At 74.7% G+C, this 15,752-nt stretch carries 12 protein-coding genes and 5 tRNA genes; 9 read left to right on the forward strand and 8 right to left on the reverse strand.

The genetic code is table 11. The annotated features are described in order from the left end of the window. Nucleotides 1-192: 192 nt before the first annotated feature. Nucleotides 193-1,326, forward strand: a complete 1,134-nt coding sequence (locus ABZT87_RS28115; protein ID WP_355139240.1) for an alkane 1-monooxygenase — start codon at nt 193-195, stop codon at nt 1,324-1,326. A 4-nt stretch (nt 1,327-1,330) separates the two neighbouring features. Here ABZT87_RS28115 and ABZT87_RS28120 read toward each other — a convergent pair whose 3' ends face one another. Continuing rightward, a complete protein-coding gene (locus tag ABZT87_RS28120) occupies nt 1,331-1,912 on the reverse strand; it encodes a TIGR03086 family metal-binding protein (RefSeq protein WP_355139242.1) in 582 nt (193 codons plus the stop codon). Between the two features lie 81 nt (nt 1,913-1,993). Next, on the reverse strand, nt 1,994-2,596 hold the full coding sequence (locus ABZT87_RS28125; protein WP_355139244.1) for a TetR/AcrR family transcriptional regulator: 603 nt from the start codon (nt 2,594-2,596) through the stop codon (nt 1,994-1,996). A 421-nt stretch (nt 2,597-3,017) separates the two neighbouring features. On the opposite strand from ABZT87_RS28125, the gene ABZT87_RS28130 reads away from it, so the two are divergent. The 3 genes from ABZT87_RS28130 to ABZT87_RS28140 all read left to right on the forward strand — a co-directional run bounded on the left by ABZT87_RS28130 (nt 3,018) and on the right by ABZT87_RS28140 (nt 3,283). Further along, nucleotides 3,018-3,090: transfer RNA gene (locus tag ABZT87_RS28130), tRNA-Gly, on the forward strand. A gap of 34 nt (nt 3,091-3,124) precedes the next feature. After that, a tRNA-Cys gene (locus ABZT87_RS28135) sits at nt 3,125-3,195 on the forward strand. Nucleotides 3,196-3,208: 13 nt separating this feature from the next. Continuing rightward, nucleotides 3,209-3,283, forward strand: a tRNA-Val gene (locus ABZT87_RS28140). 76 nt (nt 3,284-3,359) lie between these two features. On the opposite strand, the gene ABZT87_RS28145 is transcribed toward ABZT87_RS28140, so the two are convergent. From ABZT87_RS28145 to ABZT87_RS28165, 5 genes are all read right to left on the reverse strand, one after another. Further along, the gene (locus ABZT87_RS28145; RefSeq protein WP_355139246.1) at nt 3,360-6,119 is read right to left on the reverse strand and encodes an FtsX-like permease family protein; all 2,760 of its coding nucleotides are present in this window, start codon (nt 6,117-6,119) and stop codon (nt 3,360-3,362) included. Beyond that, entirely contained in the window at nt 6,116-9,283 is a 3,168-nt protein-coding gene (locus ABZT87_RS28150) for a permease (RefSeq protein ID WP_355139248.1), read from the reverse strand. The genes ABZT87_RS28145 and ABZT87_RS28150 overlap by 4 nt, the downstream gene beginning before the upstream one ends. Nucleotides 9,284-9,290: 7 nt before the next feature. Then, a complete protein-coding gene (locus tag ABZT87_RS28155) occupies nt 9,291-10,010 on the reverse strand; it encodes an ABC transporter ATP-binding protein (protein ID WP_355139250.1) in 720 nt (239 codons plus the stop codon). Beyond that, the gene (locus ABZT87_RS28160; RefSeq protein WP_354855436.1) at nt 10,007-10,939 is read right to left on the reverse strand and encodes an ABC transporter ATP-binding protein; all 933 of its coding nucleotides are present in this window, start codon (nt 10,937-10,939) and stop codon (nt 10,007-10,009) included. Before ABZT87_RS28160 ends, ABZT87_RS28155 begins: the two co-directional genes overlap by 4 nt. A 206-nt stretch (nt 10,940-11,145) precedes the next feature. Continuing rightward, nucleotides 11,146-12,126, reverse strand: a complete 981-nt coding sequence (locus ABZT87_RS28165) for a DUF5937 family protein (RefSeq protein ID WP_355139252.1) — start codon at nt 12,124-12,126, stop codon at nt 11,146-11,148. A 70-nt stretch (nt 12,127-12,196) separates the two neighbouring features. Between ABZT87_RS28165 and ABZT87_RS28170 the strand changes: the two genes are divergently transcribed. Further along, nucleotides 12,197-13,012, forward strand: coding sequence for an isocitrate lyase/phosphoenolpyruvate mutase family protein (locus ABZT87_RS28170; RefSeq protein ID WP_355063857.1), 816 nt, complete (start codon nt 12,197-12,199; stop codon nt 13,010-13,012). A gap of 138 nt (nt 13,013-13,150) precedes the next feature. Here the strand turns inward: ABZT87_RS28170 and ABZT87_RS28175 are convergent, their stop codons facing one another. Then, nucleotides 13,151-13,423, reverse strand: coding sequence for a DUF6458 family protein (locus tag ABZT87_RS28175; RefSeq protein WP_007457129.1), 273 nt, complete (start codon nt 13,421-13,423; stop codon nt 13,151-13,153). Nucleotides 13,424-13,571: 148 nt separating this feature from the next. Between ABZT87_RS28175 and ABZT87_RS28180 the strand changes: the two genes are divergently transcribed. From ABZT87_RS28180 to ABZT87_RS28195, 4 genes are all read left to right on the forward strand, one after another. Next, a tRNA-Gly gene (locus ABZT87_RS28180) sits at nt 13,572-13,644 on the forward strand. Between the two features lie 48 nt (nt 13,645-13,692). Further along, nucleotides 13,693-13,767, forward strand: a tRNA-Val gene (locus ABZT87_RS28185). 132 nt (nt 13,768-13,899) lie between these two features. Next, nucleotides 13,900-14,550, forward strand: coding sequence for a TOPRIM nucleotidyl transferase/hydrolase domain-containing protein (locus ABZT87_RS28190; RefSeq protein WP_355139254.1), 651 nt, complete (start codon nt 13,900-13,902; stop codon nt 14,548-14,550). Between the two features lie 132 nt (nt 14,551-14,682). After that, entirely contained in the window at nt 14,683-15,690 is a 1,008-nt protein-coding gene (locus ABZT87_RS28195; protein WP_355139256.1) for a reductase, read from the forward strand. The last annotated feature ends 62 nt before the right edge of the window (nt 15,691-15,752 follow it).

Below are 15,752 nucleotides of genomic sequence, written 5' to 3' on the forward strand. Positions count from 1 at the left end.
GCGGCTGCCGACCGACGCAGCGCGGTGACGCATGCGCATCTGTGGATATCAGCCGACCGGGGGCGCGGCAAGGCCCCCGACCGCCGACGCGCCGACTGATCGAGATAAATCGACTTTACAAAACGTGCGCCCTTGTAAAAGTGCGTGATGGCTGTCACTGTCGATGTCAGAACGCGAGACCGGAGGTTGGCCATGACCGTCGATGCTGATCCGACCGTCGAGCCCGCCGCCTGGCGGGACCGTCGCAAGCCGCTCTGGCCGCTGGCGCTCCTGGTGCCGGCGCTGCCCTTCGTCGGCTTCGCGCTGTGGCGGGCCGGCGGCGGCGCCTGGGCGTGGTGGCTCACCCCGGCCGTCGTCTTCGGCCTGATCCCGGTGGTCGACCTGCTGCTCGGCGACGACCGACAGAACCCTCCCGAGGAGGCCGTGCCCCGGCTGGCGGCCGACGGCTACTACCGCTGGCTCACCTACCTCTACCTGCCGGCGCAGTACGCGGCACTGGTGCTGTGCTGTGCGGTGTGGGCCCGCGACAGCCTCTCCCTCGCCGCTGCCGCCGGCCTGGTGGCCACCGTCGGGGTGGTCAACGGCATCGCCATCAACACGGCCCACGAGCTGGGCCACAAGCGCGAGCGGGTGGAGCGGTGGCTGTCCAAGGTGGCCCTGGCGCCGGCCGCGTACGGGCACTTCTACGTCGAGCACAACCGCGGCCACCACGTCCGCGTCGCCACGCCGGAGGATCCGGCGAGCTCGCGACTGGGGGAGAGCTTCTGGGCGTTCTGGCCGCGTACCGTCCTCGGCAGCCTGCGCTCGGCCTGGCGGTTGGAGACCAGCCGGTTCCGCATCCGCGGCCGGTCCCCGTGGACCCACCGCAACGACGTGCTCAACGCGTGGGCCATGACCCTGGTGCTGTACGCGGCGCTGACCCTGGTCTTCGGCCCGGTGGTGCTGCCGTTCCTGGTCCTGCAGGCGGTGGTCGGCTTCTCCCTGCTGGAGGTGGTCAACTATCTGGAGCACTACGGGCTGGCCCGGCAGCGCACCGCCGCCGGACGCTACGAGAAGGTCGACGCCCGGCACAGCTGGAACAGCGACCGCACGGTCACCAACGTCTTCCTCTTCCAGCTCCAGCGGCACAGCGACCATCACGCGAACCCGCTGCGCCGCTACCAGACGCTGCGCAGCTTCGACACCTCACCGCAGCTGCCCGCCGGGTACGCGACGATGGTGGTCGTGGCGCTGGTCCCGCCGCTGTGGCGACGGGTGATGGACCACCGGGTGCTCGCGCACTACGGCGGCGACCGGGGACTGGCCAACACGCGGCCCCGACGCTGACCGCTCAGTGGCCCGGGGCCCAGTCGGGGTCGCGGCCGAAGGCGGCCAGCAGCTGGTCCTGCTCGTCGGCGTCGGCGGGTAGCCGCGCGTCGTCGCGTACCAGCTTGTCGCGCCGGTAGTCGTCGATCCGCCCGGCGAACCAGCGGGCGCACACGCGCACCGCGTCCGGGTCGAGCCGCGGATCGGCGCCGATCGCCACCGCCAGATCCCAGCCGTGCACCAGATGTTCGGCGAGGAGCTGCTGGACGTACTCCGCGGCCGGGGTCGGGCCGGCCGACAGGTGCACGGTGCGGTCAATCGTGCCGGGATGGGTGACAGCGATCTCGGCCTGCGCGGCCGCCTCCCGCGCCGTCGCGGCCGGGTCCGCGCCGAGCTGGTCACCGTCGAAGCGGTCGCCGACCTCGTCGACGGTGCGGCCGGCGAGCAGCGGAACGCTCCACCGGTCCTCGCCGACCACGTGGTTGACCAGGGTGCGGACGTCCCAGTCCGGGCACGGTGTCTCCTCGGCCCACTGGCCGGGCCCGACCTGGTCCACCCGGTCGACGAACTCGGCCAGGCTCCGGCGGTACGCCTCCAGCAGGTCCATGCCGTCGATTGTTCTCCTCGGCGCGGTGGCCCGAGCCCGTTTTGCCCGGCCCGACCTGCGGTGCCGTTCCGCCGTCGCCGCTCAGTCCAGGTCGGCCGGGGCCAGGCCCAGCTCCCGTGAGGTGACCAGCCGCACCCACTCCCCGAACTGCCGGCGGGAGATCACCCGGTCGTGCACGGCGAGTTGCACGGCGAGGCCGTCCATCACGGCGCTGATCCGCCAGGCGGCCCCCTGCGGGTCGGCGCACTGGAAGGTGCCGTCGGCGACCCCGGCGGAGATGACGGCGGCGAGATCCTGCCGCCAGCGCAGATCGAGCCGCCGGGACACCTTCTCCAACTCGGGGGTGCGCAGCGACTCGGACCAGCCGTCGATCCACATCGACCAGGAGGTAGCCCGACCGGCCGGGGTGTAGAGCTTGAGGATCCGGCGGAGCTTCGTCAACGGCGGAGCGGAGGAGCGGGTGACCGCGTCCAGGCGGGCCAGATCCTGCTCGACGGCGTACGCGAACGCCTGCGCGAGCAATCGCTCCTTGGTGGCGAAGTGGTAGAACACCAGGGCCTGACTCACACCGGCGGCCTGTGCCACGTCCGCCGTCCGGGTGTTGGCCAGACCGCGTTCCACGATCACGTCGCAGGCCGTGCGCAGCAGGGCATCCAGGCGGATCTCGGCCGCACGTCTCGTCACGACCGTTACCGTAGCCCATCCACCCGAACACGAACAGTTACCGCCACCGTCCGTTTCGTGGGCTAAGAGTCGGAAGTCGGACACTTTCCAGGCGTGCCGCGGTTCGGTCTCCCGGCGGTGTTCGTCGAGGTCCGCCGCTCGCCGCGGGCGCGCGTCGCCGCCGGGCGAGGGGCCGTTGTCCCGGTGGCGACAGCGAGCGTCGCATGATGCCGGAGTGTGACGGCCGGGAGTCAGTCGAGAAACCAGGCCAGCTCCCTAGGAAGCCTGCGGCGAGTGAGTCCGACCCTCCCCGGGATCCGGCACGCGGCCCCCGCTCGGGCTCCCGGGCGGGAGGGGACGCGCCGACACAGACCCCCGAGTTGGCAGTCGTTCACCGGCTCGGCTAAAGTTCTCATCCGTCACCCGGGAACGCCGGGGGCGTGCGGACGTAGCGCAGCTGGTAGCGCATCACCTTGCCAAGGTGAGGGTCGCGGGTTCGAATCCCGTCGTCCGCTCGGAGCTGCCGCCACGCGTGACGGGGGCAACCTCGGTGGGGTGGCCGAGAGGCGAGGCAACGGCCTGCAAAGCCGTCCACGCGGGTTCAAATCCCGTCCCCACCTCGGCATTATGCACGGGCGATTGGCGCAGTGGGAGCGCGCTTCCTTGACACGGAAGAGGTCACTGGTTCAAACCCAGTATCGCCCACCAGCTGTACAAGCAGGTCAGAAGGCCCGTTACCGGATATCCGGTAACGGGCCTCGTTTTTGCACCGGTCGCCGGCCGGCTACTCGCCGGCGCGGAGCACCTCGCTCAGCCGGTCGCGTCGCCGCAGGGCCGACTCCACAGGTACGACCGTGGCGGCCGCCGCCAGCAGCGCCACGCTCACCAGGCCGAGCAGCCACCACGGCGGGACCGCCCCCGGGTCGGCGGCCTGGCCGGTGAGCAGCCGCAGGTCGAGCGGGCCGAGCGTCAGGCGTGCGAGCAGGGCCCCGAGCAGCGGGCCGCACACCGCGGCGACCACGACCGGCGGCAGCACCTCTCCGGCGGCGACCCAGCGGGCGTCGCGTGGCCGCAGGCCGAGGGTCCGCAGCCGGGTCAGGGTCTGCCACCGCTCCGACGCGCCTGCGGCGGCGGCGAGCGTGAGGCCGAGCAGCCCCAGCGCCAGCAGCACCGCGGCGGCCGTCCACGCCAGCCGTACCAGCCCTGCGGTCAGCGGAGCCACTCGCTGCGCCCGTAGGACGTCGGCGCGCAGCACGACGTCGGCGGCGACGCCGCTGTTCGACACGGCCCGCGCCGCGCCGGGGCCGGTCACCCAGACGGTGTTCGGAACGGCGGGCAGCCCGGCGCCCGCGAGGGCCGCGGCGTCCACGATGACGACGTCACCGGCGCCGCCGACGGAGGGCGCGGTACCGACGGCGGTGAGCCGGATCGCCGGGGCGTCGTCCCGGGGTAGCTGCAACCGCGTGCCGGTCGGCAGCTCGCCGTCGCTCGATCGGACCAGCGCTGGGACGTCCCCGGGGCCGGGACCGGGTGTCGTGAGCCGGGCCAGCGCCGGCGCGTCGGGCAGCGGGGTGGTCGCCAGCAGGCGCTGGAACGCGTCGGCGTCCACGATGACCAGGCGTGGGGTGAACAGTGTCGAATCGCTGAAGACGCGCGCCGAGTCGGTCACCTGCGCGACGACGACCTGCCCGACCCCGGGTGCGGCGGCGATGCGCTCGGCGACCGCGGGCGTGGCGACCCCGGCCTCGGCGCCGACGTCGAGGCGGGCGTCGGCGCCGACGCTGCTCCACGCGCCGTCGGCCAGGCCCCGGGTGACGGTGGTGCCGAGGATGAGCGCGAACGACGCCAGCGCCGTGGCGCTCACCAGAACCAGCAGCGGCAGCGCGCGCCCGGCCGTTGCGGCCGCCCGGGCGGCACCGAACACGGCCAGCGGGCGGCGCGAGCGCAGCGCCTGCAGGAGCGCGAACCGCGCCCCGAGGGGCAGCAGCCGGAGCAGGACGAGCGCGCCGACGAGCACGCCCAGAGCGGGCGCGCTGATCGGCAGGATCGTGTCGCCGGTCAGCGCGCCGGTGTCGCCGTCGGAGGCGACGGACAGGAGCCCGCGCTGGTGCAGGGTGACGAAGGCGGCGACCGCGGCGATCAGGACTGCGGCCTCCACGGCGGCGCGGCGTAGCTGGCCGGTGGCCCGGATCCAGCGCCGAGCGGCCCGGTTGGCGGGTTGGCGCCGGTCGCGGCTGGCGCGGGCGGCGGCGAGGATGCCGAACGCCGGCCCGGCGACGGCGCCGGCCAGGACAGCGGGAACGGCCCAGGCCCAGGAGACGCCGGGAGCCGCCGCGCGGGCGAGCGCGAGCCCGACGGCGGCGGCCGACAGGGACACCACTGTGGACTCGATGGCCAGTTCCGCACCGAGGTCGGGTAGCGCCGCCCCACGCTGCCGGGCGGCGCTCAGCGCCGGGGTACGGCGGCGGACCAGCAGGTCGGCGGCGAGCAGCAGGACCAGCACCGTGGCGGTCAGCACCCCGGTGAGCAGGACGGCGGCCTGCACGGCAACGGCGCCGATCCGGGTACGGGCGGCGCGCAGGGTGGTGTCGAGTTGCGACTCCCACTTGAGGGACTCGTCGCGGGCGCCGGAGGAGCCGGAGGCTGCCTTGAGCTTGACCACCTGGCTGGCGAGTGCCGCGGTGGTGTCCCAGGTGAGCGCGTCGGGAACGGGTGCGAAATGGATGGTACGTCGCAGTTGGTCCTCGTCGACGGCGAGCCGGGCGTCCGGTAACGACTCGGCCGACAGCAGGCCGGCGAACCGGGTGGTTCTCACGCCGTCGGCGCCGGGCACGGGGCGCAGAAGCGCCGGGGCGAGTCGCCAGGCGGGGTCGGCGCTGTCCGCGGGTCGGTAGATGCCGCTGATCCGGACGTCCCGGTCGCGACCCTGGCCGTCCTTGACCGGGATCCGATCGCCGGGGCCGAGGTGGAGTGCGGTGGCCTCCGCCTCGGAGATGCCGACCTGCACCGGCCAGGGCGGTCCGTTGTAGGGGGTCTCGACGAACTCGTCGGTGACGGCGGGGCCGGGCGCGCTGCCGGCGATCCAGGTCACGTCCGGGCCACCGAGATCGCCGGCCAGGTAGGTGAACTGGAAGGTACGCGGCGCGCTGCCGTCGGTGATGCTGAGGATCGGACCGTTGACAACGGCGATGGGCGGGAGCAGCGCGGCGTCCAGGTCGGGCCCGAGCGCGTAGGCCGCCCGGGCGCGGAAGTCGTCGACGTCATCGGCGAGGCGGGCTGTCCGGACCCGCCCGCCGGTCGGGCCGTCGTCGCGTTCCCAGTCGGCGCGCACGAGGACGTTCGAGTCCTGGCCGGCGCGGCGGACCGTGTCCTGGACGGCGCTGTCGGCGGCGGCCCGGAGCAGCGCCGGCACGGCCCCGGCGAGCAGCGCGACGGCCGCGATGACGGCGGCGGTGAGCAGCAGCGGTCCGGCGTCGGTCCGGCCCCGGCCCCGGACGCTGGGCCAGTGCGGTGCCGGCCACCGGCGGGTCAGCCACCGTTTCACGGCGCCACCCGCAGGTGCGCGGCGTCGGCCCGGCGGACCTGGACGGTGACCACAACGGCGACCGCCAGCAGGCATCCGGCCAGCAGTACGGCGAGCAGTGCGGCCTCGGCTGGCCACGGCCACTGTGGCTGGGCGGCCGGGACGGGCGCGGCGCCGGTGTCGGAGCGCACGAGCAGGGGAGCGACGATGCGGGTGGCGAGCGCGCCGACGGCCGCGCCCGCCGCGAGCAGGGGCAGCAGGACGCCGACGTGCTGGCCGAGCAGCACGGCCCGGATGCCGCGCCGGGACATCCCGAGGCCGCGCAGCCGCCCCACCTCGACGGCGCGGACCTGCAGATCGCAGGTGACGTGCAGGACGACGCCGGCGAGCAGCAGCAGGGCCGCGGCCGGGACGATGAGCCGGAGCGCGGCCGGCAGCCCGGCGCGCAGCGGGCCGCCGGTGAGGCGGGCGGTCTCCGCCTCGCGGTTCGTGACGGTGCCCAGGTGCAGGGCGGTGGCCCGCTCGGCAGCGCCGGGACCGGCGGGGTGGCCGACCCACCAGGCGTCGACCGGGAACGTCAGGTCGCCGGTGACGGCGCGTGCGCGGGACAGCGTGTCCAGGTCGGCCAGGACGGCGACGGCGCCGGGGGCGGACGGTACGGTCGGCACGACCTCGGTGACGACGATCGGGACGGGCGTGGTGCCGACCGTGACGCTGAGCTGGCTGCCACTGTCGACACCGACCTCGCTGGCAAAGCGGGCGGAGACGGCGACGGGCACCGGCCCGGGGTCCGGAAAGGCGGTGGCGACGATAGTCCGGGCGGCGTCGTCTGCGCCGCCGAGGTCGACTGTCGCGGCCATCCGCAGCGCGGTTCCCGTCCGTACCGGAGACAGCGTGACGCTCAGGTCGCGCACCCTGCTCGGGACCGGCGGCGCGGACGTGGCGGTCCAGTCCGACCCGTCGGTGGACCCTTCCGCCGACCCGGCGGGCGGCACGGTGAGCGTGACGGCTACGGCGACGGGTCCGCCGACCGGGTCGGCGGTGACCGGCAGGGCGACCGCGACGAGGCGCAGCCCGTCAGCCGTCGCGCAGGCGGGCAGCCGAAACTCCCGACCGTCGAGCGGTACGGCGGGACCGGTGCAGGACGTGCGCAGGCCGGTGGCGTCCTGCAGCAGCAGCCGGGGCGTCACGGCGAGGGAGGTGCCGCCGGCCGCGGTCCCGCTCAGGACGAGCGGGGCGCCGGCCGCAACGGCGAGGCCGGTGACCCGGGTGCGTGGTGCCAGCGTGGCGCCCACGTCCGCCCATCCGCGGTCGCTGTCCACCGGCCCGCGCAGCAGCGCGTCGGCTCGGGTGGTGTCGACGGCGACCAGGCGCGGCGCATCGCCGGCGGTGCCGAGCCACTGACCGACTGCGGTACCACGGTCGAGGGCCGGACTCACCGCCCCCGCGGTGGCCGCGCTGACGACCGCGCCGTCGCCGGGTGCTGGCGCCGTGCTGAGGGTGAGTGCCAGGTCGGTGCCGACGGAGAGCGCGGCCTGGTCGCGCTGCGACTGGTGCCACGTGGCGTCGAAGGCGAGGCCGAAGGTTCCGGCCGCGCAGGCCAGCCCGACGAGCAGCCCGGCGGCGACCGCCTGGGGGCGGCGGGCGCTCTCGGAGACCGCCAGCGGGAGCGCCAACCCGCGGGCGCGGTACGCCAGTCGGTCGGCGCCGTGCAGCGCGGGCAGTACCACCCGGAGCGCCAGGGCGGCGCCCGCGGTGAGCAGCAGCGCCGGCGCGAGCACCCGGACCGCGTCGGCGCGTGGGCTGGCGGCGGTGGGCTGCGCGTGCAGCTGCCACCATCCGGCGGCGGCGAACACGGCGAGCATCAGGTCGGCGCCGGAGCGGGCCAGCAGTTCGCGGCGGGTGCGCCGGTCGCCGGGTGCCCCGACGGGCCGGATCGCCAGGACGGTGAGCACAGCGGTGAGCACCAGCGCACCGCCGACCACCGCGAGAACCTGGGCACTCGTGATGGCTGGCCGGACGGTCAGGCCGGCGTCGTCCAGCGGCGGCAGGTGGGTCAGGCCGGCGTGCAGGGCCGACGAGGCCGGTATCGCGAGCGCCGCGGCGACGGCGGCGACGAGCCCGGCCTCGAGTGTCGCGGTGGCGGCGAGTTGGCGGCGGCTGGTGCCCAGGGCGGACCGCAGGGCGGTCTCGTCCGCGCGGATTCCCGCGGTCAGCCGGCCGGCGAGGACGAGTGCCGTCGCGGCCAAAACACCGCCGAGGACGGCGATGGCGAGCACGACGGCGGCGGTGACGTGCCGTTGGTCGTCGGCGGCCCGCAGGGTCAGCGCCAGGTCGGAGGAGACACGTGCGAGCGTGACGCGGTCGCCGAGGGTGCCGGCCAGCCTGCGGTCGGCACTGCGGACGGCCCCGGCCATGGTCTCCAGGTCGCGGCGGTTGGGGTGGGACAGGTCCGGATGGGCGGTGACCTCCAGCCGGTCGACGGTGGCGCCGGTGGTGACCAGGTCGGCGAGGTCGACGAGGAACGGGCCGTAGGCGTTGACCGGCTGCAGGAAGCGGCCGTCCCGGTAGCCGGTGGCGGAGCCGGCCGCGGCGAGCGGGTCGCGGTCCCAACCGCGCCCGGGCAGCGGGCGTACCACACCGACGACTGTCACGTCGATGGCCGGGACGGGCGGGTGGGCCAGCTCGGCGCCGAGGCGCACCCGGCTACCGGGGGTGAGGCGGAGGAGTTGGGCGGTGGCCTCCAGCAGCACCGCGTCGCCAGGGTGCTGTGGCCAGCGTCCGGTGATCAGCTCGGCTCGGGCCGGCAGGTCGTCCAGCCCCGACAGGTACGCCTGGGCCGGGACCGTGGTGCCCGGGGCGAGCGCGGGCGGCAGCGCCCGCAGCACTGTCGACGCCCGCGCGGTCGTTGTGACCGGGAACGGTGCGAGCGCGGAGGCCACCACGGTGCGGGTGTCGGCCGCGACGGACGGCGCGTCCCGGCCCTCGACGGCGCCGGTGTAGACAGTCACGTCGACGGCGGCGGGGGCGGCGCGGGCCATGGCGACCTCCAGCGCCCGCTCGGCGGTGCGGGTGACCAGCAGGGTGCAGGTGCCCAGCACTGTCGCGCCGATCGTGACGACCCCGAGCAGGGCTGCCAGCAACGGCCACTGCGCGCGGGCGCGCCGGCTGACCAGCCTCAGCATCGTCGTGTCACCCGGCGTCCGACTCGGGCCCGTACGGCCCGGTCGCCTGTTCGTCGAGGTGCCCGTCTTGGATGCGGATCACCCGGTCGGCCAGGGCCATCATCACCGCGTCGTGCGTCGACACCAGCACGGTGACGCCTTCGGATTCCGCTATCCCGCACAGCAGGGCCATCACCGACAGACCTGTCTCGGCGTCCAGTTGTCCGGTGGGCTCGTCGGCGAGCAGCAGCCGGGGCGAGGCGGCCACCGCGCGGGCGATCGCCACCCGCTGCTGCTGGCCGCCGGACAGCTCGGCCGGCCGCTGCCGGGCGTGATCGGCCAGGCCGACCAGATCCAGCAGCAACTCGACCCGCCGCTCGCGCTCGGCCGGGGCGACGCGGGCCAGCCGCAGCGGGGCGGCGACGTTCTCCGCTGCCGACAGCACCGGGATCAGTCCGAAGCTCTGGAAGACGTACGACACCTTCTCGCGCCGCAGCCGGGACAGGCCGTCCTCGTCGAGCGCGCTGATGTCGGCGCCGTCGACGTGGACGGTGCCGGCGTCGGGGCGGTCCAGGCCGCCGATGACGTTGAGCAGGGTGGTCTTGCCCGATCCGGACCGGCCGACGAGCGCCACCATGGAACCGGCGGCCACGTCGAACGACACGCCGCGCAGGGCGTGTACGACGGTCGGCCCGGTGCGGAAGCGTCGGTGGACGCCGCGCACGCGCAGCAGCGGCTCGCTGCTCATTCGTCGCTTCCCGAATCGGGGCGGATCGTGATGTGGTCGGGTTCCAGGGCCAGCCGGACCCGTCGGGTCAGCGCCAGCGCCTGGCGGAATTCGCGGGGCACCTGGACCCGGCCGGCCCGGTCCATCACTGCGTACTCCTCGGCGATCACGTGCGTGTCGCCCTCCGCGTCCGTGGTGGTGCGGCGCAGAACCTCGCTGCTGGTGCGCCCGTCCCGGATCGCGATGGTCCGTTCGACCTGGCCGCTGACCTCCGGGTCGTGGGTCACCACGACAACCGTGACGCCGTACCGCCGGTTGACGTCCCGCAGCACGCCGAAGACCTCCGCGGACGTGGCGGCGTCCAACTCGCCGGTCGGCTCGTCGGCGAGCAGGACCCGCGGCTGGTTGGCCAGCGCCACCGCGATCGCGACCCGCATCTGCTGACCTCCGGAGAGTTGCCCGGGGCGCCGGTCGGCGCAGTCGGCGACACCGAGGCTGTCCAGCAGCTCGGCCGCGCGCTCCCGGCGCTCCTTCTTCGCGGTACGGGCCGCAGTCATCGGCAGGTCCACCATCTCCCGTGCGGTCAGGTAGGGAATCAGGTTGCTCGCCGTCTGCTGCCGTACGAACCCGACGGTGTGCCGCCGGTAGTCCACCCGGTCCGCGCGGGACATCGCCAGGAGATTCCACTGGCCGACCCGGACCCGCCCGGCGGTGGGGGCGTCGATGCCGGCCAGGATGGAGAGCAGCGTCGACTTGCCGGACCCGGAGGCGCCGACGACGGCGACCAGCTCACCGCTCTGCACGGCCAGGTCCAGTCCCTGCAGCGCCTGCACCTCGATCGAACCGGTCTGGTAGATCCGCACCAGGTTCTCGCAGACGATGAGCGCGTCCCGGCCGAACTCGGGCGCCCGCGCGGATGGCTGCGGCAGGGACAGCGGTGTGCTGGACATTGCCAGCAGTTTCGCAATCCGCGGCTTCGTTGACCATGCCCCGGGCGGCTTTTCCGCGTTCCGGACGAGGATCTGCCCCGGAACGTGTCAGCGGGCGGGCGGCCCGGTCAGAAGGTCAGCAGCCGGAACTCGCCCACGGCGGGAAGCCGCGGCGGCGGTAGACCGCCTCGGCGATGGGTGACGAGGTGAGGGCGCACCGATGTCGGCTATGCCGTTGCCGAGAGCAGCGCCTCGGCGAGGTCGGTGCGGGCGCTGAGCAGGGCCCGACCCCGGCGGTGGGTCACCACCAGACCGGCCGCGCGCAACGCGGTGAGGTGCTGGGAGACGCCGCCGGGTGACATCCCACTGCGACGGGCGAGTTCGGTGGTGCTCGCCGGCCCGATCAGTTCGGTGAGCAGCCGGGCCCGCCCGCGGCCGAGCACGGCGGCCAGCGCGTCCGGGACGTCGTTCGGCCGCTCCCACAGGGTGCCCAGCCCACTGGCGGGGTAGGCGAGCTGCGGCGCATCCCCGGCGGAGACGCTCAGCACCGACGGCCAGACGAAGACCGACGGGACCAGCACCAGGCCCGGACCGTCCGCGACGTCCGGGGCCAGGCAGTGCCGCTGCGCGACGACCAGCGTGTCACCCTCCCACCGAACCTGCCGGTGCAGATCGTTGAGGAGCACCGCCGCGCCGTCCTCGGCGAGCAGGCGGGCGCGTGCGGTGACATCGGCGTCGAGCAGCAGCCGCAGCCGCGGCCAGTGCGGGGCCAGGGCGATCCGCCAGTACGCCTCGATTTCCTCGCTGAGGCGGCGCAGCCCGGCCGGCGGGTCGGCGTACAGGGCGGCGAGTGCTGGCGTGCGGTCGCCCGGGTACAGGTCCAGGCGGGCGCGGACGGTGTCGGCCCCGGTGGCGCGCAGGGCCGTCAGTTCGGCGGCCAGATCGGGGTTGAGGTTGGCCGGCGGCGGGGTGAGGAAGTCGGCCAGGTAGCCGGGCGGTGCCGGCACCAGCTGCCAGAGCAGACCGCCGTCCGACTCGATCACACCCGCCTCGACCAGCGGCTGACGCACCCGGCGTACCCAGGGCAGGTGAACCGCGTGGTCTCCGGGGTCGCGCAGCACCCGGACGCTCGCGACGACCTCCCACAGGCAGGAGACGGCGAACCGGATGCGGGCGACGGCGCCCGCCGACATGCTGATGGCGACCACGGCACCCCCGATGGTTTCAGCTGGCGCTAAAACATTACCGGCGGCTGCGGGGCCGGCCGAGACTTGCCGCGTGAGCGAACACCACACCCGAGCCGAACTGTTCCGATCCCTGCACACCCCCGGGTCGCCGCTGGTCCTGGTCAACGCCTGGGACGCCGCGAGCGCCCGCGTCGTGGCCGCCGCCGGTGCCCGCGCGGTGGCCACCACCAGCGCCGGCGTCGCCTGGAGTCTCGGGGAGCCCGACGGTGACATCCTCGGCCGCGACGCGGCCGTCGACCTGGTCCGCCGGATCACCGCCTCGGTGCCGTTGCCGGTCACCGCCGACATCGAGTCCGGGTACGGCGCGACGCCGGCGGAGGTCGGCGTGACCGTACGCGCGGTGCTCGACGCCGGTGCCGTCGGCGTGAACATCGAGGACGCCCGACGCGAGGGCGGCCCACCGCTGCGCGACGTGCCCGACCAGTGCGCCCGGATCGGCGCGGTGCGAGGCGCGGCCGACGCTGCGGGTCTGCCGCTGTTCGTCAACGCCCGGATCGACACGTTCCTCGCTGGCGCTGGGGACGTCGCCGAGACCCTGGCCCGGGCCACCGCCTATCTCGCCGCCGGCGCGGACGGCATCTTCGTGCCCGGGGTGGTCGACCCGGTGACCATCCGCGAGCTGGTGCGGGCGGTGCCGGCGCCGCTGAACGTGCTCGCCGGGCCGGGCGCCCCGGCGGTGGGGGACCTGGCCCGGCTGGGGGTGGCCCGGGTGAGCCTCGGCTCGTCGATCGCGCAGGCCGCGTACGCGGTCGCCCGCCGGGCGGCGGACGAGGCCCTCGGCGCGGGCACGTACGACGCGCTGGCGGACGCCCTCGACTACGGCACGCTCAACGCCCTCATGCGGTGAGCGGGGCGGGCTGCGTCACGCTCGCAGCCGGTGCCTCCCGTGGCGCGGCAGGCCACGAAACGCCGGGCCGGCCGCCTCTGTCGAGGTGGCCGGGCCCGGGTGCTCCGCCAGTTCCGTCAGTGGTGGCCGATGGTCGTGTCACAGCGGCGGGGCGATGTCCCGCCGCTCCTCCACCCGGCGGTACTCGACCGGCTCCTCGACCCGGCGGTACTCCACCGGCTGCTCGGTGGCGACGGGGACCGCCTGGCGGCGGCGACCCCAGATCAGCGTGGTCATGATCAGGCCGAGCACGCCGGCGCCCATCAGGATCCAGCCGACCACGTCGAGGTTGATGCCGCCGACGCTCGCGTCGAGCGCGAAGGTGAGGATCGCGCCGAGCGCGATCAGGAAGATGCTGGTGCCGATACCCACGACAGCCTCCTTAGGGGGTGTGGTGCGCTGTCGAGGTCACTCAGTACCCCGGTGGCGACCAGCGCAATCGCCGCCGCCCAGGGTCGCGCGCCCGCCGATCTTGGCATCGGGTAGAGTTTGCCGCGTCGCCGGCGTTCGTCGGGGACGTGCGGACGTAGCGCAGCTGGTAGCGCATCACCTTGCCAAGGTGAGGGTCGCGGGTTCGAATCCCGTCGTCCGCTCGCGATTCGCCTCGACGGGCTTGAGCGTCCGGGTCGGGCGGAAACCACGGGCGATTGGCGCAGTGGGAGCGCGCTTCCTTGACACGGAAGAGGTCACTGGTTCAAACCCAGTATCGCCCACCAGTTCGCAACGGCTCGTCACCGCATTCTCGGTGACGAGCCGTTTGCCGTGGTGACACCACCGGGATCCCGACGCCCGGCAGACCGCGGACAATCCGGTTGTGACACGGGTTGGTCGTTGCGAGACTCGGTCCCGTGCCTGAGCCGGACCGCTTCCGCGCCGCCGTACGCGTCTGGGCGGCCGGCGGTCCGGACGCCGCGACCGCCGCCGACGCGGCCCGGGAGTCGGCGGCCGGCCTGCGTACCGTCGTGCTCGTCGAGGGGGTCAGCGACCAGTTCGCGGTGGAGGCGCTGGCTGAGCGACGGCGCCGCGATCTGGCCGCCGAGGGCGTGTGCGTGGTGCCGCTCGGAGGCGCGATGAGCGTCGGTCGTTACCTGCGGCTCTTCGGCGCGCAGGGCCTCGCCGTGACCGTGCGGGGGCTGTGTGACGAGGCCGAGGAGGGCTTCTTCCGGCGTGGCCTGGAGCAGGTGGGTCTCGGCGCCGGCCTGACCCGGTCGGCAATGGAGGAGCTCGGCTTCGGTGTCTGCGTGACCGACCTGGAGGACGAGCTGATCCGCGCGCTCGGCAGCGACGGCGTCGAGCGGGTCATCGCCGAGCAGGGGGACCTGGCCCGGTTGCGGGTCTTCCAGAACCAGCCCGCCCAGCGTGGGCGCCCGGTCGAGCGGCAACTACGCCGCTTCCTGGGGACGATGAGTGGCCGCAAGGCCCGCTACGCGGGGGCGCTCGTGCGCGCTCTCGAGCCGGGTGCCGTGCCCCGCCCGCTGGACCAGCTGCTCGCCGGTTGACCGGCCCGATCCCCAGTCGACCTGCCCGATCCGGCTGCGCGCGGGCGTCGGTGCGGGGGTTCTGCCGAAGGCAGATCCGCTCGCCGTGAACAAGAGCGCAATCCGCCACACCCATCCGCCAGGGTGGAGCACATGAGATTGCTGGTGTTGGGCGGTACGGGTTTCGTGGGCGGTGCGACGGTCGCCGAGGCGGTTCGCCGGGGCTGGTCGGTGACGGTGTTCAACCGAGGGCTGCACGGGTCGGTCCCGCCCGGCGTACACCGGTTGCGGGGTGACCGGAGCGCGCCGGACGGCCTGGCGGTGCTCGCGGACGGCGAGTGGGATCTGGTGGTCGACACCTGGGACGGCGCGCCGCGCGCCGCGCGCGCCGCTGCCCGTGCGCTGGTCGACACCGTGGGGCACTACACCTACGTGTCCAGCGGGTCGGTCTACGCCGACCCGGTGGCGCCCGGCTCGGACGAGACCGCGCCGGTGGCCGACGCCGACCCGGACGCTGCCGACGGCGACTACCAGCAGCTCAAGGCGGGGGCGGAGCGGGCGGTGCGGGAGGTCTTCGGTGACCTGGCGCTGATCGCCCGGGCCGGGCTGATCCTCGGGCCGGGGGAGGACATCGGCCGGCTGCCCTGGTGGCTGAGCCGTATTGCGCGGGGCGGCGACGTGCTTGCCCCCGGCCCGGCCGAGCTGCCGATCCAGTGCATCGACGTGCGCGACCTGGCCAGCTGGATGCTGGACCAGGGCGCCCGAGCGCGGGGCGGGACGTTCAACGCGGTCAGCCGCCCCGGGCACAGCACCATGGGTGAGCTGCTCGGCGAGTGCGTGGCGGTCACCGGCTCCGACGCCCGGCTGCGCTGGACCGACCCCGAGTCGATCCTCGCCGCCGGGGTGGAGCCGTGGAACGACCTGCCGATCTGGTTGCCGCTCGGGCATCCGTACCGCTGGCTGCTGGAGCGGGACACCAGCCGGGCCCACGCGGCGGGGCTGACCTGCCGGCCGGTGGCCGAGACCGTGGCGGACACGTGGCGGTGGTTGCGGGAGGTGGGCACGGTTCCGCCGCGCGCCGGCAGGCCCCGTCGCGGTGCGGTCGGCCTGGACCCGGCCCGGGAGGCCGCACTGCTCGCCACCCAGCCGGCGGCGGGCTGACCGGCGGCCGCCGGATCACTCACGTGGAGGCGCCGGACAGCCGTTCACCGGTGACGGCGGGT

Source organism: Micromonospora sp. NPDC005237 (assembly GCF_040607775.1).
GTDB lineage: Bacteria > Actinomycetota > Actinomycetes > Mycobacteriales > Micromonosporaceae > Micromonospora.

Coding starts and splice junctions, on each gene's coding strand:
- ABZT87_RS28115 (WP_355139240.1), top strand. CDS start 193: ATGACCGTCGATGCTGATCCGACCGTCGAGCCCGCCGCCTGGCGGGAC.
- ABZT87_RS28195 (WP_355139256.1), top strand. CDS start 14,683: ATGAGATTGCTGGTGTTGGGCGGTACGGGTTTCGTGGGCGGTGCGACG.
- ABZT87_RS28155 (WP_355139250.1), bottom strand. CDS start 10,010: ATGAGCAGCGAGCCGCTGCTGCGCGTGCGCGGCGTCCACCGACGCTTC.
- ABZT87_RS28120 (WP_355139242.1), bottom strand. CDS start 1,912: ATGGACCTGCTGGAGGCGTACCGCCGGAGCCTGGCCGAGTTCGTCGAC.
- ABZT87_RS28160 (WP_354855436.1), bottom strand. CDS start 10,939: ATGTCCAGCACACCGCTGTCCCTGCCGCAGCCATCCGCGCGGGCGCCC.
- ABZT87_RS28150 (WP_355139248.1), bottom strand. CDS start 9,283: ATGCTGAGGCTGGTCAGCCGGCGCGCCCGCGCGCAGTGGCCGTTGCTG.